Genomic DNA, 22,858 nt, shown 5'->3' with positions numbered 1-22,858 from the left:
TTAAAACAAAGTTGAATAAACAGAAAATTATCATTGTCGTACTGGTTATAAATATCAATACCGGATTAAATATACTCGATTTCAATATACCACTGTTTAATAAATTAATTATCTCAAGCAACAAAAGCAACAAATAACTTTAATAAATATATATTTAACATTTTATTTAATACATTATCAACCATTTATTAAGACTAATCATTATCTCAATAGGATATTTATAACAAATAAAAAGCCATATAAATAAAACACATTTAACTTCTGATGCAAAAACTACCATTAATCTGTAATCTGTAATCTGTAATCTGTAATCTGTAATCTGTAATCTGTAATCTGTAATCTGTAATCTGTAATCTGTAATCTGTAATCTGTAATCTGTAATCTGTAATCTGTAATCTGTAATCTGTAAATAGGTTGCCACTTTTTTATCAAAAGTGGCAATAATGACTTGCGTGAAACACCGATTATACAAATTATTTTCTATAAAATGTGAATAAAATCCTCTATGATGAAAAAATATAATAAAAAATGCGAATAAATTCAGCAATAAAAATATTAACCTATCGTTATTATAATCCCAATTATTTAAAACAGAAAAAAATACTAACCCCAACGCTGTCGCAAATGGGGTAATAACCTGATGAACATCCATTTTCTCAATAAATTTCATTATGTTACTCTACTAATAATACCTGCCCTGTTTTCAACTGTTTGACATTTGGCAACCAAAGTCTTCCCCAGCTACCCGTGCAATGACATCCATAAACTTCTTTTATATTTTCTTTTATGAAAAATTCTCTGATCTTCAATAACTCTGTCGGTAACGCTCTCCTTAAATGCAATCCTCCTATTACTGCGAATACTTTGTCCACACCGGTAATCATTTTGGCGTGGTTAATGATTTCACAAATACCTGAATGACCACAGCCAATGATAATCACCAGTCCATTATCACTTTTCCAAATTAATGCACTATCATCCAATATATAATCATTAGCCCAACAGCTCTTTCTAATTAATCCATAGGATTTACGATGACTGTTTGCTATTTCTCCTGAAAAAATAAATCGCTCACTTATTTTCATATGCGATTTCGTCAAACGAAATAAAACTCTCTTCTTAACTCTTTTATTAATTTTACCCGATATTTTTTTGAATTTTAAGACACTCTTTTTATTGAACATCACACCATAATATTTCTCGCTTAATGCATCAGGGTGACATATTAATTTAGCATTATGAGGAAAATAGTTAACACCACCTATATGGTCAGAATGCCCATGAGAGATAACAATTTTGGATATATCATCAATAGATATTCCCATCCTATTTGCATTCTCAATATAGCTACCATCTGGACCGGTATCAAAAATTATCTTCTCTTCACCATCCTCAAGTAAAAGACTCAGACCAGGCTTAGCTATCAAATATGAATCAGATGTTTTATTTTCCAAGAGTACAGTTATTTTTAATGACATAGCATATCCATTAGTTTTGTTGAAGTAATTAATCTATTAAACGATACGGGTAACAATAGCATTGACGTACATCAATAAAATAATGAAAAGCCATTATATCGTCACATTTTTATAAGCAGATCACAAATTACCCCTCCTCTGCTAGCCATTAATTTTTCAACATAAAATGATTATCTCTCTATCATATTTATTGTCTTGCAATATTAACACACAAATATTATACCTTACTGTACAACATATTTTTAAAGGTAGAGACAAATATATTATTAAAAATAAAACTCAACGATAGGTTATTCAAACCATTTAATCCAATTCACTATACTAATACCTAGTGTAGTTGACAATGCTTAATTTGAAATATCACTATAAAGCCAGTAATTGACTTACATGACCGCACTCATTTTATCTATATTATAAGATAAAAATATAATATATTTACCAGATATAATTTGACTTTACATTACATAAAAACATTTAAATAGAATAGTTAATAATTATCGTTATATACAAACATCATCTGTCGTTATAAACATAATCTATTAACTTATATCCAACCATTATTAACACCGTTATTAATACGACAACAAAAATATATTATTTTATGTAAAATATAGAATTAATATATTTAAAAATAATTGGTAGATTCACATAATAAGCGCAACATCGTTACTCTGGAAGTCAACATATCCGTAGTCCTTTAAATAATTCATTGGGTGTTTTACCACCCCTAAATAAATTTTCAAAATAATAGATCACTGGAAGGGAACTCAGTCCGATTTTTGCGATCTGATCAATTGCCAAAAATCCCAAACCTCAACACGGACTGAGTGATGCCTATCATAGCACCCATACCTCAAAATGAATGCCAGAAAATGAGAAAACTTATCCACAAAACCCGTGATAAGAACTATTCCCGTCGATTGACGGCGTTATTGATGCTCAATGAGGGATTGACGGTGACTTATGTCGCCAAAACCCTTCATGCCGCACGCTCTTCCATCAATCGTTGGGTTGAATGGTTTACATTATATGGACTCGAAGGACTCAACAGTTTACCGGCTGGCCGACCTGCTGTCTGGGATCTCACCCCTCTCTATAGCCTGTTGCTTTTCTTATTACAGCAATCTCCCCAAGAATTCGGCTATCTTCGCTCTCGCTGGAGCCTTGAGCTTATGACTCATACTCTTAATGAATTACTCAACCTCTCTCTGACACAAAGTGTCCTCTATCGTTATTTTGCTCAGGTGGGAATTGTCTGGCGCAGAGCGGCGCCCACGGTAAAACAACCTGATCCTGAACATGAGGAGAAAATGGCAAAGATCGCAGAAGCCAAAGCGAATATTTCAGAAAAACATCCCGTTTTCTATGAAGATGAGGTGGATATTGATTTCAACCCGAAAATCGGCGCGGACTGGTGTTTCAAAGGACAACAAAAACGGGTTATCACCCCGGGAAAAAATGAAAAACATTACCTTGCGGGTTGCCTCAATGCTCAGACAGAGCAAGTCACCTATGTTAAAGGAATAAAAAAGAACTCTGATTTATTTATCAAAATGTTAGATGAACTGAATCATCAATATCCCCATGCGGAAACTCTCACATTAATCTTAGATAACTACGGTATTCATAAAAGTCAGAAGGTAAAGGAGTGGCTGGCACGACATCCCAAATTTACCCTGTTGTTTTTACCCGTCTATTCACCGTGGCTAAATAAAATAGAACGGTTATGGCAATCGCTCCATGAGACAATAACGCGAAATCACCGTTGTCAATTTATGTGGCAGTTGCTTAATTATGTTGATGCCTTTTTGGCATCGTTTTCATCACAGCAAAAACCAGGAAGACAAAAAATGAGTGTAGCACTATTATGAAATCTTATTTAGTTTTTCAAGAACGATTACTTAATCGGTTTACCACAAAATTTAATTCCTTTGGAAAGTATTGCCTGATTAACCCATTGATATTCTCATTGTTTCCCCCTTCTCAAAGTGAACAATGACGCCAACAAATCATGCTATTTATCCCACACAATTAGAAAGGATTTAGGTTAAGTGATCTTCTGGCAAATCGAGCGGCAGCTAAAAAGCAAGATTGGCATGGATAAATAAGTCAGAAAAGGTAATACCTCATCACAAATTAACGATAACCGTCACATTAAAAGTAATTTCATACCGAAATCAATCATCATAAATGTGATATCCATCACATTATTAAAATAAAACAATAAAATTAATTTGAAATTATTAATGCTGGTTATTAAATGATTAATATTAATCTATTTTTTATACAATGCTGTCACAAAATAATCACATTGGCCTGTTTTTTGCTTTGTCATATAACCTCTTGTTTTTGCTGCTATCTTAACCAATCCCCTATTTTAGTTGCCCGGTTGATAATCAACCCTAAATATTGATCGTTAAGTTAAATTCATGGTTAATGCTGTTTCGACATTGTGGAATAGAAAGTCAATGAAAAGCAGTATTTTGGTATTAACGGTCTTTTGTAGCGTAGCCTCAGGCAGTCAAGCCGCCGACATCGCAGATCAACAACTCATTCATCAACAGGCCCGTCAGCAAGCTCTGGAGGCGCAATTAGCCCCGCCGCCTGCGGAAGTTCACCTGTCGGTACCGGAAACCGGGGAGTCAGCCGCCTTTGCGGTGGAAACCCCCTGTTTTCCTGTCACCCATGTCGTATTGGCCGGCACCGAAAATTTCCCGCACTGGCTACCGTTCCGGCGTGTCGCTCAACAAGGCGAAAACCATTGCCTGGGCGATAAAGGCATCAGCCGGCTGATAACCCAATTGCAAGATCAGCTCATTAATCACGGCTATGTCACCAGCCGGGTTCTGGCTCCTCCCCAGGATTTGCGTACCCAAACCTTAAAACTGGTGATGATACCGGGCAACATCCGGCATATCCGCTATACCCCAGACAGCGGGAACTATATCCAGCGGATAACCCCCTTTCCCGCGCGTGAAGGCAAGTTACTGGATTTACGGGATATCGAGCAGGGATTGGAAAACTTGCAACGTTTCCCGACCGTGCGGGCGGAGATGAGCATTGTCCCGGCAGCGCAGCCGGGGGAGAGCGATATTGTGCTGGACTGGCGTCAGTCCCGGCACTGGCGAGTCGCCACGTATCTGGATGATACCGGCTCCAAAAGCACCGGGCGTTATCAGGGCGGTTTAACCTTCTTTCTGGATAACCCGCTGGCGTTAAGCGACCTGTTCTATCTCTCCGGTGGCCGCGATATTCACTCATCTGCCGGGAAAAGCAGCCAAAACGACACGCTCTATTACTCGCTGCCCTTCGGCTACTGGATGGCGAGCGTGACGGCCAGTCATTACGATTATACCCAGACGATAGCCGGGCTGAATCAGGCGATCCAATACCGGGGCAAAAGCCAAAACCTGGCGGTCCAGCTTAGCCGGGTGCTACATCGTAACGCCGACCAGAAAACCGGGCTTAACGGTGAAATTTATCGCCGGACTTCGCGCAATTTTATTGATAAGACCGAAGTCGATGTTCAGCGCCGGGAAACTGCGGGCTGGAAGCTGGGGCTGTCGCATCATCACTTTATCGGCAGCGCGACGCTGGATACCCGGGTGACTTACCAGCAGGGCATGCGCTGGTTTGGAGCGCAACCGGCACCGGAAGAGTACCGCAATGAAGGAACCGCCTTACCTAAAATCACCCAATTCTCAGCGACGCTGGCCGGGCCGTTAACGCTGTTTTCTCAGCCCTTTTCTTATCGGACCCAATATTTGCGTCAGATAAGCGCCAGCCCATTGACGCCCCAGGATCGCTTCTCGATTGGCGGTCGCTGGACGGTGCGCGGCTTTGATGGCGAGCTGACCTTATCCGCTGATCGGGGCTGGTACAGCCGCAACGAGCTGGACTGGCAAACCCCGCTGAAAGGGCAGTCGCTGTATCTGGCAATGGATTATGGCGAAGTGGGCGGCCGGGGCAGCGACGCGCTGCTCGGAAAACACCTGGCGGGGAGCGCCCTGGGCTGGCGCGGCAGCCTGAAAGGGGTGAGCTACGACCTGTTTGTCGGCGTCCCGCTGTCCAAGCCCGCCGGTTTCCAAACCTCCCCCGTCACGGCCGGATTCAACCTGTATTGGCAGTATTAATTCAAATAGCAAAACTGCCGGTGGGTAGTGTTGTGTGGAGTAAAAATCATGAATAAGCAGTTATATCGTATTATCTTTAATCAATCTCGCCAGCTGTGGATGGTGGTGGCCGAGATAGCGCGGGCCGGACGGGGAAGAGCCGGACGTCGCGCTCACCGCCCCTCTTCACCGCAGCGTCGTTGCCGACTCACTGCGCTACAGTTTGGGTTGTTGTTAGCCTTTGGCGGGATTTCGCTCACCGCGCAGGCGGCGATTGTGGCCGATGGACAGGCGCCGGGCCGTCAGCAGCCCACCATCATTCGCAGCGCCAACGGCACGCCGCAGGTCAATATCCAGACGCCGGGCGCCGATGGCGTTTCCCACAATACCTACCGTCAGTTTGACGTGGATAAACAGGGAGTTATCCTCAATAACAGCCATCAAGCCACCCAGACGCAACTGGGCGGTATGGTCGCAGGCAATCCGTGGCTAGCCAAAGGGGACGCCAGCGTTATTCTTAACGAAGTCAACAGTCGTGACCCCAGTCGCCTCAATGGCTGGATTGAAGTCGCCGGGCATAAAGCCGAGGTGATTATTGCCAACCCGGCGGGCATCACCTGTAACGGTTGCGGGTTCATTAACTCACATCGCACTACGCTCACCACCGGACAGGCGCTGATGGAACAGGGTCGGTTGAAAGGGTTTGATGTCAATCAGGGGGAAGTGCGGATTGACGGGCGCGGCATGGACAGCACACAGCAAAGTTACACCGATATTATCGCCCGCTCCGTGGCGATTAACGCCAAATTACACGCTCAAGACCTGAAAGTGACCGCCGGGCGCAATATTGTCGATGCGACGCATCAGCAGATTAAGAAAAAATCGATTGACGATGAAAAGCACCCGGCGTTTGCGCTGGATGTGGCGGCACTGGGCGGCATGTATGCCCATAAAATCAGGCTGATAGGCACCGAGGCGGGGGTGGGCGTGCATAATGCCGGTAATATCGGCGCGTCTGCCGGCGAAGTGCATATCACCGCCGATGGCCGGATAGAGAATCGCGGCGCTATCAGTAGTCGTGACGCGTTGCAATTAACTTCGTCTGCTAATGTTTCGAACACCGGTAAATTGCTGTCACAGTCGGCACTGACCTTGCGGGCTGACGGCGCACTAGATAATCAGGGCCGGGTGGAAGCCCGCGGCGATACCACCGTTACCGCCGACACGATACACAGCAGCCATGACAGTGTATGGGCAGCGGGGCTGGATGATAAAGGTCGTACCACTTTACCCGGCTCCTTGACCCTGACGGCCAAACAACACGTTCAGGCCAATGGCAAAAATCTGGCCGCCGATACGCTGGCTATCCACAGCCAACAGATTGACCTGAGCGACAGCCAGACGGCGGCCGGGCAGATTCAACTGACTGCCGGTCAATCGGGGATAAGTACCGCTCGCGCTACCGTCAACGCCGACCGTTTTAGCGCGAAAACCCCGGGCCAGTTTAACAACGACAGCGGCCAGTTAGTGGCGCGGGAAATCCACCTCACGACCCCGGATATCTCTAACCTGAAAGGAAAAATTAACCAGACCGGGACCGGTGAACTGGCGCTTAACACCCACGCCCTGAATAACCATGAGGGGATGGTATTCAATCAGGGGAAACTGACCCTCACCACAGACCGGCTTAATAACCGTCAGGGCACTATTGCCAGTCAGGGCGAGGACCTGCATCTGACCGCGCATCAGGCCGATAATACTCAGGGCACCGTGCAACTGGCGGGCAACGGTCAATTATCACTCAATACCCAACGGTGGCTGGGCAATCAGGGCAAACTGCTCACCAATGGCGCCCTGACGATACAGGCCGGTGAACTGCAACTCAACCACGCTGAAACTCAGGCCGGGCAGATAACCGTCAACGCCGACACCCTGAGCCATCAAGGCGGCGTGATGCAACAACAGGGTAAGGATGACTTGTCCCTCACTACCCGGATACTGGATAACCAGCACGGCACCCTTGCGGGCAACGGCAACCTGAACCTTAAAGCAACGACCGTCGATAATCGTCACGGCAACATCGTGGCCGCCGAAAAAGGCTCGCTGACACTGGCGGTCAAAGACACGCTGGACAATCAGTCGGGCCGGGTGTTAAGCGGCGGGCAGTTAACCCTGCGCACCGGCGATGTTGATAACACCGGCGGGATAATCGCCGCGGACGGTAAAACCACGCTGACCAGCGCCGAGCTCACTAATACTCAGGGACAGATTGCCGGCAATGGCGGGCTGGACATTCACAGTCAACAACTGATAAACCGCGAGGGGACCTTACAATCCGCCGACGCCCTGACTTTGGATACCGACGGGCAGTTACTGGATAACCAGCAGGGCCATATTCTCGGTGAGGGCAAGACGACCCTCACCAGTGGCCCGCTGGACAATCGCCACGGTCATCTTCAAGGCGGACAGTTGGCTATCGATACCCGACACGCCGCGCTGGATAACCGGGACGGCAAATTGTTATCCACCGACACGTTAACCCTGAACACTCACCAACTCGATAATCGTCACGGGCAGGTGCAGGCGGTGGGCGACACTCAGCTTGATGTTGACACTCAAACCGATAACACCGGCGGCCTTATCCGTGGCGGTCAGCAATTGACCCTGAACACCGCTCGCCTGATTAACCGCGAGACGGCGCACACGGATAACGGGGTGGAAGCGCAAAACCTGACGGTCAACGCTCAACAGGTGGACAATACCCAGGGCGCTTTACGGGCAGCCAACCATCTGCAAGCTCAGGTGAGTCACACGCTGGAGAATGCCGAGGGGTTAATCTCCGCGGGCAAACAGCTTACCGTAGACGACAAGAGCGGGCACACCTCGCTGGTGATTAACAACCGGCAAGGCACCTTAATTGCCGGGGAACAGGCCACGATTAACGCACACTCTCTGAGCGGTGACGGCCAACTGTTATCGCAGGGCGATATGGCGGTCACTTTAACCGAGGATTTTCATCATACCGGCAACACCGCGGCCAATGGCAATCTGACCCTGAAAACAACCGGCAATCTCCTCAACGACCGCCAGATAAAAGCCGGTCGGGCGCTGCATCTTGACACTCACAATCTCACCAATAGCGCCTCCGGTGAAATTAGCGCCGGGCAAACGCAAATCCAGGCTCACGATACCCTGAGCAACACCGGACTGATTGACGGCGGTTTGACTCATCTCACGGCCAACACCCTGAACAATACCGGCACCGGGCGCATTTACGGGGACCAGCTGGCCCTCCAGACGGGCACATTGAATAACACCGCCCAGGACGGCAAAGCTGCGGTCATTGCGGCACGTGACCGGCTGGACATCGGCACCGGAACGCTCAACAACCAGCATCATGCGCAGATTTACAGCGTGGGCGACATGCGCATCGGCGGTCAGTTGGATAATACCCTGACGGCCACCGGTCAGGCGCGTGAGCTCAATAACCACGCGGCGACGATTGAAGCCGGGCGCCACTTGCAGATGAATGCCGACCAGATTAACAACACCAACGCCGGGTTGGTCACTCAGGTCGTCGAAACGGAAAAGTCTCAGCATCACGATGCAGTACTCAGCGGCCAGACCACTCGCTATGACTGGTCACAGGTGGACACTTCCCACCGCAATAAATACAAAGTGCACGATGCCATCATGCCGGATGGCAGCCGCAGTAATGACTTTTACGAATATCAGTACACCCGCACCGTCAAGGAAACTCAGGTTAAACAGAGCGACCCCGGTAAAATTCTGGCCGGGGGCAATATGACGCTCAACAGTGCGCAGGTCACTAATCACGACAGCCAGATTGTCGCTGGCGGCACGCTCGGTGGTGAAATTGGCGAACTGCACAATATCGCTACTCAGGGAGAACGGATTACCACCGATACGGGCAGTCAGACCCACTGGTATGCTAAAAAAACCAAAAAGAAAAAGTTCGGGTTCGGTGGCACCAAAACCTCGCAGGGGAAAAGCCGCAGCAATTATGACCCGGCCCCCGTAATAGAAACCATCGACCTGAAAACGCTGGCCTGGCAGGAGAATACCCGTCCACAGGGCACCGATATCACGATTACAGACCGACAGACCGGTCAGATACATTCTGCCCCCACGGCGGTTACGCCGGTGAACGGTATCAAAAATCAGCCACTGGTATTGCCCCCGGAGACCGTCAAAGGGCAAACAGTCGACCCGGTGATACGTGTCGTGACGCCTGATACCCGCTTGCCGAATAACAGCCTGTATACCGTGCAACCGGGCAGCGACAGCCACTATCTGGTGGAGACCGACCCGAAATTTACCCAGTATAAACAGTGGCTGGGTTCGGACTATATGCGGCAACAATTAACGCATGACCCGGCGCTGGTTCACAAACGCCTGGGCGATGGGTTCTACGAACAGCGGCTGGTGCGCGACCAAATCACTCAACTGACCGGTCAGCGCTATCTGCCGGGCTACAACAACGACGAAGCGCAGTTTAAAGCGCTGATGGATGCCGGTGTCGCCTTTGGCAAACAGCAACAGTTAACGCCGGGCGTCGCGCTGAGTCCGGCACAGATGGCGTTGCTGACTTCGGACATTATCTGGCTGACTAACCAAACCGTGCCCCTGCCGGATGGCACTAGCGAGGTGGTGACTGTGCCGCAGGTTTACGCGCGTGTCCGTCAGGGCGACCTGAGCAGTGACGGCGCTTTGCTGGCCGGAAATACCGTGGCACTCAACAGTCCGGGCGATATCACCAACAGCGGCACCATTAGCGGGCGTGACATCACTCAACTGACGGCCAACAATTTGACCAACAGCGGCTTTATTCGCGGCGGCAAAGTGGATGTGACGACCCAACAGACGCTCACCAACCGGGGCGGCCGGATTCAGGGGGATGACCGGGTAACTCTGAAAGGCCGGGATATCATTAGTGCATCGACCGTGCGCGGAGATGAAGCGAACCGCTGGCTGGACCGTCCGGCAGGCATCTATGTGCAGAACGATAAAGGCGCCTTATCGCTGAGCGCCATTAACAATGTCCAGCTCACCGCCAGTGACGTCAAGAATGCGGGTAAAGACGGTCACACCGAGATAACGGCAGGCCATAACCTGACGCTGGACGCCTTAAGCACGCGCCGCACAGAGCAAGGGAATTGGGGGAAAGATAACTATCGCCATCTGACCCAACAACAGGATATCGGCAGCCAGATAACCGGCGCCGGTGAGGTGACCCTGCAAGCCGGGCAGGATTTGAACGCCACCGCCGCTCATGTCAACGCCGGTCAACAACTGACGGCGCAGGCCGGGCATAACCTGACGCTGACCACCGGGACGGCCTCATCCGACTTAGTGGAGCACAGTAAACAGACCAGCAAAGGCTGGCTGTCGAAATCGTCAGTGGAAACCCACGATGAAGTGCATGACCGGCAGGCGCTCAGTACCACATTCAGTGGCGATAAAGTGACTCTACAGGCCGGTAAAGACCTCAATATCCGCGGCAGCAATGTCGCCGGTACGCAGGATGTCAGCCTGAACGCCGGTCATCAGCTCACCGTCACCACCGCAGCCGAAGCGCACGATGAAACCCATTTGCGGCAGGAGAAAAAATCCGGCCTGATGGGGACCGGGGGGATTGGCTTCACCTTAGGCAAAGCTAGCCAGAAAGTCACCACCGACAGTGACAGCCAGCTGAGCAAAGGCAGCACGGTCGGCAGCAGCCAGGGCAATGTCACCCTCAACGCGGGGGAACAGCTCCGGGTTCACGGCAGCGAGGTGATTGCCGGTAAAGACCTGACGCTGACCGGTCAACAGGTCGATATCACCAGTGCGGAAAACCGCCATCACACCACGACAAAAACCGAACAGAAACAGAGCGGCTTAACCGTGGCGCTGAGTGGCGCCGCAGGCGGGGCTATCAACAGCGCGGCGCAAACCGCCAGAACTGCCCGCAATGAAAGTGACCCGCGAGTGAAAGCCCTACAAAACACTCAAGCCGCCCTCAGCGGAGTGCAAGCGGTCCAGGCCGGCCGACTGGCGGCGGCTCAGGGCAGTGACGACAAAGGCAATAACAATCTGGCCGGGGTGAGCCTGTCCTACGGGCGTCAATCTTCCCGTTCAGAACAGCAGCGCCGCCAGACCACTCAACAGGGCAGCCATCTCACTGCCGGGGATAACCTGACCATAACCGCCAAAGGGGATGGCAAAGGCGCATCAGGCCAGCATGGCGATATCCGTATTCAGGGCAGCCAGTTACAGGCGGGTAAAGACCTGCAACTGAATGCCAATCGGGATATTCAACTCTCCTCCAGCCAGAACATCGAACAGACGACCGGTAAAAACAGCAGCCACGGCAGCTCGCTGGGCATGGGCCTGACTGTCGGACCGGGAGGCATCGGCCTGAACGTCTCAGCCAATGTCAGTCGGGGCACCGGCCGTGAAAACGGCAACGGCGTGAGTCACACTAACACCACGTTACAGGCGGGACAGACCGTCGGGCTGAACAGTGGCCGGGACACCACGCTAAAAGGGGCACAAGTCAGCGGCGAGCAGATTACCGCCGAGGTAAAACGTCATTTGACATTAAGCAGCGAGCAGGACAGCCAGCGCTATGACAGCCAGCAACACAACGCCAGCGCGGGCGTCAGCGCCACCGTGGGTCCCCTCACTAACGGCACCGCGAGCCTCAATGCCAGCCGCAATAAACTGAACAGCAACTATGACAGCGTGCAGGAGCAGACCGGACTGTTTGTCGGCAAAGGCGGCTATCAGGTTAACGTCGGCGACCACACCCAACTGGACGGCGCGGTGATAGCCAGTCAAGCCGACAAAGCCAACAACACCCTGAACACCGGAACGCTGGGCTTCAGGGACATTCACAATCAAGCGGACTTTACTGTTGAGCAGCAAAGCGCGGGCGTCAGCCTCGGCCAACCCACCGCCGGTCAGGTCCTGAATAATCTGGCGGTCAATGGGCTGAGCGGTTCCCATAACCAGGGCCATGACAGCAGCACCACGCACGCCGCCGTCAGCGACGGCAACCTGATTATCTGGGATAAGGCGCACCAGACGCAGGATATCGCGACCCTCAGCCGCGATACCGATAACGCCGCGAATGTCCTCAGTCCGATATTTGACAAGGAAAAAGAGCAGCAACGACTGAAACAGGCGCAACTGATTGGCGAAATCAGCGCCCAAATGACCGAGATAGCCAGTACGGAAGGGAAAATTATCGCCACCAAAGCGGCGAAAGCGAAGCTGGACCATATCAGTGAGCCGGACAAAGCCGCCGCCAGAAAAAAACTGGTCGACAGTGGCAATCCACACCCGACTGCGGCGGATATCAATAAGCAAGTTTATGACACCGCTTACACACAGGCGCTGAATGACTCGGGCTTTGGGACCGGCGGAACCTATCAGAAAGCCCTACAGGCGGCTACGGCAGCGATTCAGGGCTTAGCGGGCAACAATCTCGGTCAGGCGCTGGCCGGGGGCGCTTCACCGTATCTGGCGGGAGTGATTAAGAACTTGACCACTGACCCGCAAACCCATCAGGTGGATATCGCCACCAACACGCTGGCCCATGCGATTTTAGGCGCGGTGGCGGCGGAAGTCAGCGGCAATAATGCCCTGTCGGGTGCAGTCGGTGCCGCGTCGGGTGAACTGGCGGCTCAGGTTCTGATAAAGCAACTTTACGGCGATGGAGCAAAAGTCAGTGAGTTAACGGAAGAGCAAAAACAAACTATCAGCACCCTTTCCACTCTGGCGGCCGGGCTGGCAGGCGGTATTGCTGGTGACTCCACCGCCAGTGCCCTCACTGGGGCGCAGGCAGGGAAGAATGCAGCTGAGAATAACTATCTGAGCAGTGAGCAGATAGATGACTGGTCTACGGAAATGAAGTCCTGCCAGGCTGACGGCGGTGACTGTGGAGGTATCATTAAAAAATATGAGGAGTTGAGTACCGCACAACAGAAACAGCTAATAAGTGACTGTGCCGCTAACCCGGCGAGCTGCCAGCAGAAGTACGGTGATGTGCTGACCGATAGTCTGACAGTGAAACAGGCGATAGATCGTGCCTTGGGTGAAGATATCCCGATCAAAATGGTCTACGATCTGACTGCGACCTTTGCGCAGCAAATGCAAGCAGAAGGCGTTGTTGCTACAAACAAAGTCTCTGAGGCTCTCCAGAAGGAATACGGTCTGGATGAGGTACAAGCGGGTATTGTAGCGAGTGCAGCGGCGTCGACGTTTGGTGGGATTAGTAAGGCTGGTAATAGACTTCCATCCATTAATTCCAGCGCAAAAATTGCGACGGGACAAAGCGTAGGCAGTTTCGAAAAAAGTTTAGTGGGACTTCCTTCTGGAGAACGTGTTGCTATCGTAAAACAAACTGCTGCAAAAGTTATTGTCGAGCAAGGTATGGTTAAAGATAGCAAATTGACCCAAATGAACGGTGGACGAGATGTGTACAAGGGTAAAGATGGAAATTTGTATGCTCTCGATACACAGCATGGCCGATTTGAAGTTGTTTCTCCAAAAGGTAAGCACTTAGGTGAAGTTGACTTCTCTATGCAAATGAGAAAATCGGCTGATACATCCGGCAGTCATAATTTGAAGGTAAAATAATGAAACTCATCGATCGTATAGAAAAATATATATCCAGAGGAACCGTATTCAGGTTGCCGGCAGCATGGCCCTATGAAGAACAAGTTGATTTTATGGTTTTTGAAACTCAGGATGATGAGCGCCCATATGGACTAATTATCTCCTCTGGATATAAGGCTGGCCTATTTTTAGTGAAATTACCCATTGAAAGTATTTCGGATGAAGGGCATGGGCTAAATACGGAATGGGTTATTAAAAATTGGTCTAAATGGATTTATCCAGAATGTGATGTGAAAGATGTATGTTTAATAGAACGATATACAGCAATAGCTATTGATTGAATGAGTAAAATCCCAATCCTCGCGGCTGGGATTTTTCTTTAATCGTTACTTGCTATCTACCAGCCGGGTAATCAACTGCTTTAGTTTAGTGTTACCTCTTTATGCAATCACTAAATCCAAACGGTAATTGTAGAAGAAGCTGTTGCTGCTATGATGCGGATGTACAGATCGCAGGTCACGGTATAGCGGTAGCATGTTCCGGGTTGGAAAGGCGCGTCGGGGGAAAAAGTTGCGGTACCGAAAACGCCACAGCAAAAAACGGCTGTAACTGACGGAAAGGACAGTGAAAAAGCAGGTTCTCTGCCGGATTCCGTGACAGAGAGAGTTGTTGTAGACAACAATCACCTCAGTGTGGAGAAGAATCAATCACGCAGTGAGGAACTGGTTAATTGTCAGGGTGATACCAGTTGCCGTTCTGCCGTTAGGGATAAATACCGACAGGAGTATGACAAGGTTTAGGAGCGGATAGCAACGTGTTCAGGGGCTAACCAGTGCGTTGCCGTTGCCAAAGAGCTGCGGGCATTGCAAGGTGATTACAGTGCCCGGATAGGCGAGATTCAGGAAAAAGCCAGAATGCAGGGACTGGATTCTCTTACGCCGGCAGAAGTAAGGGAATGGGCAGATTTACGTGGTGCCATGTCAAATATTGACGCATCACGGAATTTGGTGCTCCATCGTGCCCAAGTCACCGGCGGCTCAGAAGAAACCACCCAAGAAATCGTGAAGATTATGGGGCAGACGGGAATTGCGGCGTCTGCGGGGGTGGCCGGAGGGATCAGTAAGTCTGGAGCAAAAAGCGGTGGAGATGTTGGAAAAGACAAGTAATCGTATCAACCAAATCAGGGGGCTGTTGGTAATATGGGAGAGTTCTTCAAACAGCCGGGGTTTGGGAACGAAGCGAAAGCAGGTTCACAAAAAACCAGTAAAATATATCAGGGTCAAACGGTTTATAAAGCATCAAAGAACATTAATGATAATATCCGTAAAGGTGACCAGTTCTATCTGGATAATAAACATAAAAATCATCTTGAAGTTTTTGATAACAAAGGAAACTTTAGAGTTGTGTTAAATATGGATGGCTCCATTAATCTGGTCAAAACAAGGGCTGCGGAAGCTGAAGGGAGGAAATTACTAAAATGATTAGTGAAAACTATTTCGATGAATTAAAAAATATTTATCTTTATCTTTCAAAAGAGATATCAGAATGTCCAATAGATCAAGGAGATCTATTGATTGACTATGAGGATAAACAAGATGCTTTATTTGAACGAAATTTCGAGTCACTAAAAAATGCAAAGGAATTACTAAAACAAGCTAAGTTAAATGATGACAAAATCGCAATGCAGGCGGCGTTAGTTTATATCAGAGTGTATGCAATGGGACTGTCAAGCTTTTTTGATTCTTTTAAAGAAGATGCCGACTCTTTGTTAAAGGCTTCAGATTGGCCGGACATCCCAGAGAATTACCAATTTCCAGAATGTTACAATTATCTACTTAGTAAATAGCATTAATCCCGGTTAATCTGAACTGCCCCCAAATGTTAGATAATCATCCGGCATTTAAAAAGGGCAGTTCATTACGTTTGAAAAAAGTGGCTTACAGGCTAAAAAGTCGCGTCGGGGCGTTATGGGCCGGGCATCAAACCGTACCGGGAAGAATTGATTGTAACCGACTGATTGCATTGGAAAATTCAGTGTCCATCGGTCAACTTCGCAATGGAATGCGTTGTTGCGGATAATAATGCCCTAGCTATACCAATGCCACCACCACCGATAGCCGGTTCAAACACGGGTGAAGCCGTGAATGAAGCAAATCAGACAATAGCTTCAGCTTTGGACAAAAAATTGAAGGAAATGGGAGAGTCTATAGATAAAGCCACCCAATGCTCCTTTGGCCGGGTATGTTCGTCAGATTATGTGGATAATGAAAGCCAACCAAATGTGGGGGAAAACCTGACGAATGAAGAGAAGAAGGAGTATGGTGGTACAGGAAATCAACAGCCACCTGAAGATAATCAAAATAAGAATGGACAGAATGAACATAAACCATCAAATATCAAAATGGCTGATGACAAGTATTTAAAACAGAATGGAATTGATGCCCATGAGCTTAAATCTGATGTTGTTGGTAAGAAAAATATATCGAAATATGATATTTATGTAAATAAAGAAACTGGTGAACTATGGGTTTTCAGAAAAGGGGGTACTGGAGAAGGTATCCCAACAGGTGAATTCATTAAATAAGGTTATAACGAATGAGTAAATCAACTGTGAGTGTGTATTTTTTGATCTCGGGAGATAAATTAAATCCTGGGGATGTAACTGAAAAATTAGCTATTCAACCAACAAAATGTTGGGTGAAAGGCGATCCTATACTAGGTAAAAAACGCCTTAGAATAGATAGTTGTTGGCTTTTGAGTACAGGTGATGAAGAGTCGCTTGATATTGGTGAACAGTTAGGAAAAATATTCGTATTACTACAGGACAAAAAAAAGGTTTTAGTAAAATTAGCTAATGAATATGAGCTTGATTATCAGTTTAATATAGTAATTAAAATAGAAGAAGGAATTAGACCAGCAATAAGTTTGGATAAAATGATGATCAAAGAGCTTGACGAGTTAAATGCGGGACTAGACATTGATCTGTATATATATAGTTAAAAATTAAATAAGTTGTTGTCGATAACAATCACCTAAGTGTGGAGAAGAATCAATCACGCAGTGAGGAACTGGTTAATTGTCAGGGTGATACCAGTTGTCGTGCGACTGTCAGGGATAAATATCGGCAGGAATATGACAAAGTTCAGGAGCGGATAGCAACGTGTTCAGGCGCTGACCAGTGCGTTGCCGTTGCCAAAGAGCTGCGGGCATTGCAAGGTGACTACAGTGCCCGGATAGGCGAAATTCAGGAAAAAGCCAGAATGCAGGGGCTGGATTCCCTTACGTCGGCAGAAGTGCGGGAATGGGCAGATTTACGCGGTGCGATGTCAAATATTGACGCATCACGGAATTTGGTGCTCCATCGTGCCCAAGTCACCGGCGGCTCAGAAGAAACCACCCAGGAAATCGTGAAGATTATGGGGCAGACGGGAATTGCGGCGTCTGCGGGGGTGGCCGGAGGGATCAGTAAGGCTGGAACAAAAGGAATAAAGGGAAGTGCTGTACCAGTACCTAATCCAGTGACAGCAAATAATGGGTTAGTGTATAAATCCAATCCTAAACATACTCTTGGTGGTGATGGAAATCGCCGTAATGCGGGAATAGAACCAAAAGACTCATTGAAACTTTTTGAAAACTCAATTCCAAGCTCCAAAAATTATGGTAATAAAGAAGTTAGATTTGCTAAGGACGAAAAAGGTAGTGTTCATCGGTTCGAAGGGACCAATGGGGAATATCACTGGAATGGAAGTACCGGTGATGTAAAGAATCCATTGAATAAAAATGACATTCCTAATGAAGTCAAAAAACAACTTGGTTTGTCCGGAAAATGGAGATAAAAATGATTTTTGGTGATCCATATCGTTTTGCAGTGTTAATACAACATCTTCCAGAATGGAGTGATGATACTTATAAAAATGGACTTTTCCATTTTTGTATTGATGGTTTTTTTTTCCCTGAAGAAATAAGGACATCTACCCTTTGGGTAGATGTTTTTTCATTGAAAGACAATACTAATGCTTTATTTTCTTTTCAGGAAAATAAAGCGTTGTTTGAAAAAGGAACTAAAGATGCTTTTAACTTTATGTTAGGAATGATTTCTCCAGAGTTGATAGGACAAGATGAGCCCGAAAATTTTGAGCAATCTTATCAATATCAAGCGTCAACAGAAAATATTAATGATGCTGGTTTTGTTGTTTTTGCTGTTTCTCATGGTGATATGGTTAGGATACTTGGCGCTAAGTATAGTGAATTAAAGCAAGACGAACATGGGAATGGTTTTTGGGAAACGATCACTAATCCTGATATCAGAGAGGCTATTCTTTATAAGAGTGAAGTTAATGAAATAATTTCAAAAGCATTCGAATATTATTCAACCATTTAACTCACTGCCTTTTAACAGCATCAAAGCAAAATAGCTTATGAGGCTCAAAAATCGTATCGGGGCGTTGTTGGTCAAGCATCAAACCGCACTGGGAAAAATGGTTTGTAACTGACTGAGTGCATTAGAAAAAATCAGGTTCGGCGTCAGACTTCACGACAGAGAAAGTTGTTGTCGATAACAATCACCTAAGTGTGGAGAAGAATCAATCACGCAGAGAGGAATTGGTTAATTGTCAGGGTGATGCCAGTTGCCGTTCTGCCGTTAGGGATAAATATCAGCAGGAGTATGACAAGGTTCAGGAGCGGATAGCAACGTGTTCAGGGGCTGACCAATGCGTTGCCGTTGCCAAAGAGCTGCGGGCATTGCAAGGTGACTACAGTGCTCGGATAGGCGAGATTCAGGAAAAAGCCAGAATGCAGGGGCTGGATTCCCTTACGCCGGTAGAAGTACGGGAATGGGCAGATTTACGCAGTGCGATGTCAAATATTGACGCATCACGGAATTTGGTGCTCCATCGTGCCCAAGTCACTGGTGGTTCAGAAGAAACTACCCAGGAAATCGTGAAGATTATGGGGCAGACGGGAATTGCTGCGTCTGCGGGGATTGCTGGAGGGATCAGTAAAGCTGGAGCAAAAAGCGGTGGAGATGTTGGAAAAGACAAGCAATCGTATCAACCGAATCAGGGAGCTGTTGGGAATATGAAAGAATTCTTTAAACAGAAAGGATTTGGTAACCAAGCGAAAGGAAACTCACAAAAAACTAGTAAGATTTACCAAGGACAGAGTGTCTACAAAGCATCAAATGATATAAGTGATAATATCCGTACAGGAGATCAATTCTATTTAGATGGCCGTCATAAGAACCACTTGGAAGTTTTTGATAAGAGAGGAAACTTTATTCATGTGTTGAATTTGGATGGTTCGATTAATTTAGATAAAACTAAGGCAGCAGCAGCTGAAGGAAGGAGACTCCCAAAATGATTAAAGATCTTTTCTTTGAAATGTTAAATGATAGTTATCATCAACTTTCGAAAGAAATCTCTGAAAGTAATGTCACTGATAACTTATTGATTGATTATGAAAGTGATTTAAATGAAATGTATTTGCTGGATATGCATAGGCTAAAAGAGGCAATTTGTTTATTACAAAAAGCACAGCTTATTGATGATAAAATTACCATGCAAGCCGCATTAGTTTACATTAGAGTGCATTCAATGAGATTGTCCGGTTTTTTTGAGGATATAAAAGATGATTCTGATACTTTCTTAAAAAATTCAGAGTGGCCGAATATACCAGAAAATTATCAGGTGCCTGAGCATTATAACTATCCTAACAAGTAAAGTAGAAATCCTAGCCGTTGTGAACTATACCCCAAAATGTTGGGCAACCATCTAGCTCTAAAGGTGAAGTTCATTATGCCGGACAAAATGGCTTATCGGGCTGAAAAGTCGCGTCAGGAAGTTTTGGGTTCGGCGACCAAACCGCACGGGAAAAAACGGATTGTAACTGACTGAGGGCATTGGGGAAATCGGAGTTCGGTAATCAACTTCGCAATGGAATGCGTTGTTGCGGACAATAATGCCCTTGGCGCAGCAGCCGGCTCGGATCTTGGATTCTGGTTAAGTAAAACACCAGACTGCGATACGACGTGCAAGGCTAATATTGCTAAAGGTATAGCTGATGGAAACCTAATTGTCTCTGCGGGAGGAATGGCAGTAGCCGGTGGTGCCCAGATTGTGGCCGCCACACCTGAAATTGCTGCAATGGCACGAGCTGCACTGGAAGGGTGTAAAGCTGCGCCAACAATTTGTCTAAATAATGCAGGTATTCAGGTTGCAGAAGCATTAACGCCGGGTGGTGTAGGTGCTGCTGGTGTGATCGGTGTAGGCAAAACAGCGGCAGAGGCTACTGTGGCTAAGACGGTAGCAAATCGTGTCAAAGAAAATGTTACTACTAGTCAGGTTGCCAGAGAATCATCGAACTTTGGACAATACAGTAAAGCAGAGGGTTCTGTTCAGGAATCATTAGGAATTTGGCCGCCAAATCGGGGAGCTTATGGTCCCGTTGAGAAAGTGACACTACCAACTGGTAAAATTATTGATAGATATGGACACCCTGGAGGAAATTTCGTTTCACCTGCTGGAGTACCATTTTCAGAAAGAGCTTTGCCTCCCTCTTATGAAACGACTAAACCCTATTTTCAATATAAAATCATCAAACCTATTCCTGATGTTCCTAAATCTAATATTTTGCCTTGGTTTGGACAAAAAGGGACGGGAACTCAGTATGAATTACCGAAACCAGTTCAGTGGTATTTAGATAACGAATATATGAAAAAGGTGGATAAATAAATGACGCGTGAAGAATTGATTGAACAGCTAACTCTATTGGGTGTAGATGAAAATAGTTATTCCTTAGATGGATTGCGAAATAATGACTGTACATGTGTAGTGCAGCAAGAAAATATGTGGCGTGTTTGCTATGTAGAAAGAGACTCCCCTTATATGCTTGCTTCATTTACAACAAAAGAAGATGCCTATGGATTTATACTTGAACAATTTAAAAAGTGGTTGTCTTAAAATGAATCCCAGATCAATCACCTGAGTTGTTGTGGAGAATAACTATCTGAGCGTGAATGAGCTGGACAATTTTGCGCACCAAGCCCGCACCTGTGAAGGCGAAAGCTGTAAGCAGGTGATCAAGGAGATGGTTGATACCAATATCCGTAATCAGCAAGAAATGATGGATTTCTGCAACAGCAGCCCGACCCAGTGTGCACAGAAGTATGGTTATCTGGTTGATCAGTGGCCAGTGTTTGAACGTACCCTCAAAAATATGGACCGGGATGGCACATTGCCGGTTGAGTTCAGAAATTACCTGTCGGCGGTGAATACGTTAGGTCAAGCGGCAACCGGCAACCGGCAAGGTAGGCGAACTCGGCTGGACAAAACGCTTTGAAGCTATGGGCATGAGTCAAGAGACTGCCGCTGCGATGGCGATGACGCTGCCTATTGTGATAGAGGGAGCCAAAGGGCCGAAGTCGTCACCAAAATTATCGCAAAATAATGCCGGCAAAGGTGCTCAGCCTGAGTCAGCAGGGAAAAACACAAGTGGCGCGGAAAATGCGGCAACTTATCCGAAGTTAAAAGAAGACTTAGTGCAACGAAACCTTAGTCATATTGCTTCGCAAGACCCAAGGTTGGCGGCTGTAGTTAAAGGTGATAATGGTAAGCTCAATTATGGCATTGGGGCAGGAACTCGAGCAGACGCGGATAGATTAGGCAAAATCTAGGTAGGAGATGGAGCCAAGAAGACTACTGGAAATGGCTGGGTTAGTGCGGATGGTACAAGAGGTTATAGACCACCATCAGAGAAACCTAATAGTGCCCATGCCACTACTGGTGTGCAAGCCAATTTTGAAACATATTCAATTGATTCTAAAGGAAAAATAAATAAGACTGGAAACGGTCATTTAAATATTCTGGATTAAAAGAGGATGCATTAGTGAAAGCAGTACTAAAAGGCATAGATTGTATGCATAAAGATCCAGTCATGTACTCCGGTGAAGATGACGGAACTATTAATATAACCTTATCCCTATTAATCGGGCCAGAGTCAGAAAGTGGGAGTGAATATTTTGATCTTTTTATCTGTACACCTGAATGGCTGTGTAACCATCATTGGCAGCCGGAATTGATACGTCATACGCTTCTGGTACGTGAGTATAATTTGGATGAAATTAAAAAGACCATTACAAACTATATCGATCAGTGCGAGGGGCAAGATTGGATGGAGATAGCACAAAAACTATCTCGTGTCTTTGCCTGGGAATATGAGGATTATCAACCTTAACCTGTTGTTATCCAAAGAGTCCAGCTAAAGAACTGGACTCTTCCTTTAGCCATCAGTCATTCTCAGCCAATTTGAATGATTAACTGTCCGGCTTCTCTGGTAATAGTGATCGGGGTTCCCATGGTAAACCCCAGCGCGGCCAGCCAGCGTCCCTCAATAGTGAGCTGCGGGTACGGATTGGGCTTGCCCCGGTAGTAGGTGCAGCAGTTGGTAATATTGTAGGTACTGCTGGAGGAAAAGTAATCGACGTTGGAAATAAATATTTCCCTATAGTATCGGATAAAACGGCAAGTACTATTGGAGCTATTGGTAGTGCTATAGCCAGTGAAGTTACAGGCAGTAAAGTTGAAGATAAGCTGGATAAATCAGGAGGAGCAAAATGATAATTCATTTTAAGTCATTACTGATTCT

Annotated in this window: 23 protein-coding genes and 2 pseudogenes; 21 read left to right on the top strand and 4 right to left on the bottom strand. The window is 46.9% G+C overall.

Annotation, left to right across the window (positions count from 1 at the left end):
- Positions 1–166: 166 nt before the first annotated feature.
- Entirely contained in the window at positions 167–670 is a 504-nt protein-coding gene (locus B0X70_RS06875) for a hypothetical protein (RefSeq protein ID WP_217471180.1), read from the bottom strand.
- Between the two features lie 4 nt (positions 671–674).
- The gene (locus B0X70_RS06870) at positions 675–1,478 is read right to left on the bottom strand and encodes an MBL fold metallo-hydrolase (RefSeq protein WP_036781641.1); all 804 of its coding nucleotides are present in this window, start codon (positions 1,476–1,478) and stop codon (positions 675–677) included.
- An 830-nt stretch (positions 1,479–2,308) separates the two neighbouring features.
- On the opposite strand from B0X70_RS06870, the gene B0X70_RS06865 reads away from it, so the two are divergent.
- Positions 2,309–3,349 (top strand): IS630 family transposase, encoded by a 1,041-nt coding sequence (locus B0X70_RS06865; RefSeq protein ID WP_217470325.1) that lies wholly within the window; start codon positions 2,309–2,311, stop codon positions 3,347–3,349.
- Between the two features lie 16 nt (positions 3,350–3,365).
- On the opposite strand, the pseudogene B0X70_RS25915 reads toward B0X70_RS06865, so the two are convergent.
- A pseudogene (locus tag B0X70_RS25915) lies at positions 3,366–3,461 on the bottom strand (hypothetical protein); the annotation flags it as partial.
- Between the two features lie 485 nt (positions 3,462–3,946).
- Between B0X70_RS25915 and B0X70_RS06860 the strand changes: the two are divergent.
- The 20 genes and pseudogenes from B0X70_RS06860 (at position 3,947) to B0X70_RS06780 (ending at position 22,447) form a co-directional block, all read left to right on the top strand.
- Positions 3,947–5,611 (top strand): ShlB/FhaC/HecB family hemolysin secretion/activation protein, encoded by a 1,665-nt coding sequence (locus tag B0X70_RS06860; RefSeq protein WP_217471179.1) that lies wholly within the window; start codon positions 3,947–3,949, stop codon positions 5,609–5,611.
- Positions 5,612–5,659: 48 nt separating this feature from the next.
- Positions 5,660–13,481, top strand: a pseudogene (locus tag B0X70_RS06855) (two-partner secretion domain-containing protein); the annotation flags it as partial.
- Positions 13,482–13,504: 23 nt separating this feature from the next.
- Complete coding sequence (locus B0X70_RS25755) at positions 13,505–14,236, top strand: colicin E3/pyocin S6 family cytotoxin (protein WP_336246321.1); 732 nt, start codon at positions 13,505–13,507, stop codon at positions 14,234–14,236.
- Positions 14,236–14,556, top strand: coding sequence for an Imm45 family immunity protein (gene imm45 / locus B0X70_RS06850; protein ID WP_112896999.1), 321 nt, complete (start codon positions 14,236–14,238; stop codon positions 14,554–14,556). Before B0X70_RS25755 ends, imm45 begins: the two co-directional genes overlap by 1 nt.
- Positions 14,557–14,868: 312 nt before the next feature.
- Entirely contained in the window at positions 14,869–15,015 is a 147-nt protein-coding gene (locus B0X70_RS25060) for a hypothetical protein (protein ID WP_246593466.1), read from the top strand.
- 63 nt (positions 15,016–15,078) lie between these two features.
- Positions 15,079–15,381, top strand: coding sequence for a hypothetical protein (locus B0X70_RS25055; protein ID WP_246593465.1), 303 nt, complete (start codon positions 15,079–15,081; stop codon positions 15,379–15,381).
- Between the two features lie 33 nt (positions 15,382–15,414).
- Positions 15,415–15,696, top strand: a complete 282-nt coding sequence (locus B0X70_RS25050; protein WP_036806468.1) for a hypothetical protein — start codon at positions 15,415–15,417, stop codon at positions 15,694–15,696.
- Positions 15,693–16,061, top strand: a complete 369-nt coding sequence (locus B0X70_RS06840) for a hypothetical protein (RefSeq protein ID WP_040150627.1) — start codon at positions 15,693–15,695, stop codon at positions 16,059–16,061. Before B0X70_RS25050 ends, B0X70_RS06840 begins: the two co-directional genes overlap by 4 nt.
- A 32-nt stretch (positions 16,062–16,093) precedes the next feature.
- Positions 16,094–16,294: a hypothetical protein gene (locus tag B0X70_RS06835; RefSeq protein WP_131817632.1), complete on the top strand. Its 201-nt coding sequence runs from the start codon at positions 16,094–16,096 to the stop codon at positions 16,292–16,294.
- Entirely contained in the window at positions 16,272–16,799 is a 528-nt protein-coding gene (locus tag B0X70_RS25045; RefSeq protein WP_246593464.1) for a polymorphic toxin type 33 domain-containing protein, read from the top strand. The genes B0X70_RS06835 and B0X70_RS25045 overlap by 23 nt, the downstream gene beginning before the upstream one ends.
- 11 nt (positions 16,800–16,810) lie before the next feature.
- Positions 16,811–17,215 carry a DUF4279 domain-containing protein gene (locus B0X70_RS06825; RefSeq protein WP_105396847.1) on the top strand — a complete coding sequence of 135 codons (405 nt, stop codon included), beginning with the start codon at positions 16,811–16,813 and terminating at the stop codon, positions 17,213–17,215.
- Positions 17,216–17,253: 38 nt separating this feature from the next.
- Positions 17,254–18,051 carry a hemolysin/hemagglutinin-like protein HecA precursor gene (locus B0X70_RS06820; protein WP_246593463.1) on the top strand — a complete coding sequence of 266 codons (798 nt, stop codon included), beginning with the start codon at positions 17,254–17,256 and terminating at the stop codon, positions 18,049–18,051.
- A gap of 2 nt (positions 18,052–18,053) precedes the next feature.
- Positions 18,054–18,596 (top strand): immunity 42 family protein, encoded by a 543-nt coding sequence (locus B0X70_RS06815; protein WP_046397994.1) that lies wholly within the window; start codon positions 18,054–18,056, stop codon positions 18,594–18,596.
- 191 nt (positions 18,597–18,787) lie between these two features.
- On the top strand, positions 18,788–19,576 hold the full coding sequence (locus B0X70_RS06810) for a hemolysin BL-binding protein (protein ID WP_217471177.1): 789 nt from the start codon (positions 18,788–18,790) through the stop codon (positions 19,574–19,576).
- Entirely contained in the window at positions 19,573–19,935 is a 363-nt protein-coding gene (locus B0X70_RS06805; RefSeq protein WP_052105887.1) for a hypothetical protein, read from the top strand. Before B0X70_RS06810 ends, B0X70_RS06805 begins: the two co-directional genes overlap by 4 nt.
- Positions 19,936–20,148: 213 nt before the next feature.
- Complete coding sequence (locus tag B0X70_RS06800; protein WP_065391094.1) at positions 20,149–20,946, top strand: TNT domain-containing protein; 798 nt, start codon at positions 20,149–20,151, stop codon at positions 20,944–20,946.
- Positions 20,947–21,174: a hypothetical protein gene (locus tag B0X70_RS06795; protein WP_065391093.1), complete on the top strand. Its 228-nt coding sequence runs from the start codon at positions 20,947–20,949 to the stop codon at positions 21,172–21,174.
- A gap of 31 nt (positions 21,175–21,205) precedes the next feature.
- The gene (locus B0X70_RS06790) at positions 21,206–21,553 is read left to right on the top strand and encodes a hypothetical protein (protein ID WP_246593462.1); all 348 of its coding nucleotides are present in this window, start codon (positions 21,206–21,208) and stop codon (positions 21,551–21,553) included.
- 10 nt (positions 21,554–21,563) lie between these two features.
- Positions 21,564–21,887: a hypothetical protein gene (locus tag B0X70_RS25040; RefSeq protein ID WP_246593461.1), complete on the top strand. Its 324-nt coding sequence runs from the start codon at positions 21,564–21,566 to the stop codon at positions 21,885–21,887.
- 212 nt (positions 21,888–22,099) lie between these two features.
- Positions 22,100–22,447, top strand: coding sequence for an immunity 8 family protein (locus B0X70_RS06780; RefSeq protein WP_105396848.1), 348 nt, complete (start codon positions 22,100–22,102; stop codon positions 22,445–22,447).
- 62 nt (positions 22,448–22,509) lie between these two features.
- Here B0X70_RS06780 and B0X70_RS25750 read toward each other — a convergent pair whose 3' ends face one another.
- Positions 22,510–22,590 carry a SymE family type I addiction module toxin gene (locus B0X70_RS25750; RefSeq protein WP_336246320.1) on the bottom strand — a complete coding sequence of 27 codons (81 nt, stop codon included), beginning with the start codon at positions 22,588–22,590 and terminating at the stop codon, positions 22,510–22,512.
- Positions 22,591–22,858: the final 268 nt, after the last annotated feature.

This window comes from Photorhabdus akhurstii, assembly GCF_019090985.1.
Classification (GTDB): Bacteria; Pseudomonadota; Gammaproteobacteria; order Enterobacterales; family Enterobacteriaceae; genus Photorhabdus; species Photorhabdus akhurstii.
The sequence above is the reverse complement of the archived record's forward strand: the minus strand, read 5'-3'. Positions and strand labels throughout refer to the sequence as shown.

Bases quoted from the DNA above. Each gene is read 5' to 3' on its own strand.
- B0X70_RS06815 (WP_046397994.1), top strand. From the start codon at position 18,054: ATGATTTTTGGTGATCCATATCGTTTTGCAGTGTTAATACAACATCTT.
- B0X70_RS06835 (WP_131817632.1), top strand. From the start codon at position 16,094: ATGTTAGATAATCATCCGGCATTTAAAAAGGGCAGTTCATTACGTTTG.
- B0X70_RS06800 (WP_065391094.1), top strand. From the start codon at position 20,149: ATGGAATGCGTTGTTGCGGACAATAATGCCCTTGGCGCAGCAGCCGGC.
- B0X70_RS06865 (WP_217470325.1), top strand. From the start codon at position 2,309: ATGCCTATCATAGCACCCATACCTCAAAATGAATGCCAGAAAATGAGA.
- B0X70_RS06875 (WP_217471180.1), bottom strand. From the start codon at position 670: ATGAAATTTATTGAGAAAATGGATGTTCATCAGGTTATTACCCCATTT.
- B0X70_RS06805 (WP_052105887.1), top strand. From the start codon at position 19,573: ATGATTAAAGATCTTTTCTTTGAAATGTTAAATGATAGTTATCATCAA.
- B0X70_RS25755 (WP_336246321.1), top strand. From the start codon at position 13,505: ATGAAGTCCTGCCAGGCTGACGGCGGTGACTGTGGAGGTATCATTAAA.
- imm45 (WP_112896999.1), top strand. From the start codon at position 14,236: ATGAAACTCATCGATCGTATAGAAAAATATATATCCAGAGGAACCGTA.
- B0X70_RS25045 (WP_246593464.1), top strand. From the start codon at position 16,272: ATGGAATGCGTTGTTGCGGATAATAATGCCCTAGCTATACCAATGCCA.
- B0X70_RS06870 (WP_036781641.1), bottom strand. From the start codon at position 1,478: ATGTCATTAAAAATAACTGTACTCTTGGAAAATAAAACATCTGATTCA.
- B0X70_RS06825 (WP_105396847.1), top strand. From the start codon at position 16,811: ATGAGTAAATCAACTGTGAGTGTGTATTTTTTGATCTCGGGAGATAAA.
- B0X70_RS25050 (WP_036806468.1), top strand. From the start codon at position 15,415: ATGGGAGAGTTCTTCAAACAGCCGGGGTTTGGGAACGAAGCGAAAGCA.
- B0X70_RS06860 (WP_217471179.1), top strand. From the start codon at position 3,947: ATGAAAAGCAGTATTTTGGTATTAACGGTCTTTTGTAGCGTAGCCTCA.
- B0X70_RS06795 (WP_065391093.1), top strand. From the start codon at position 20,947: ATGACGCGTGAAGAATTGATTGAACAGCTAACTCTATTGGGTGTAGAT.
- B0X70_RS25040 (WP_246593461.1), top strand. From the start codon at position 21,564: ATGAGTCAAGAGACTGCCGCTGCGATGGCGATGACGCTGCCTATTGTG.
- B0X70_RS06840 (WP_040150627.1), top strand. From the start codon at position 15,693: ATGATTAGTGAAAACTATTTCGATGAATTAAAAAATATTTATCTTTAT.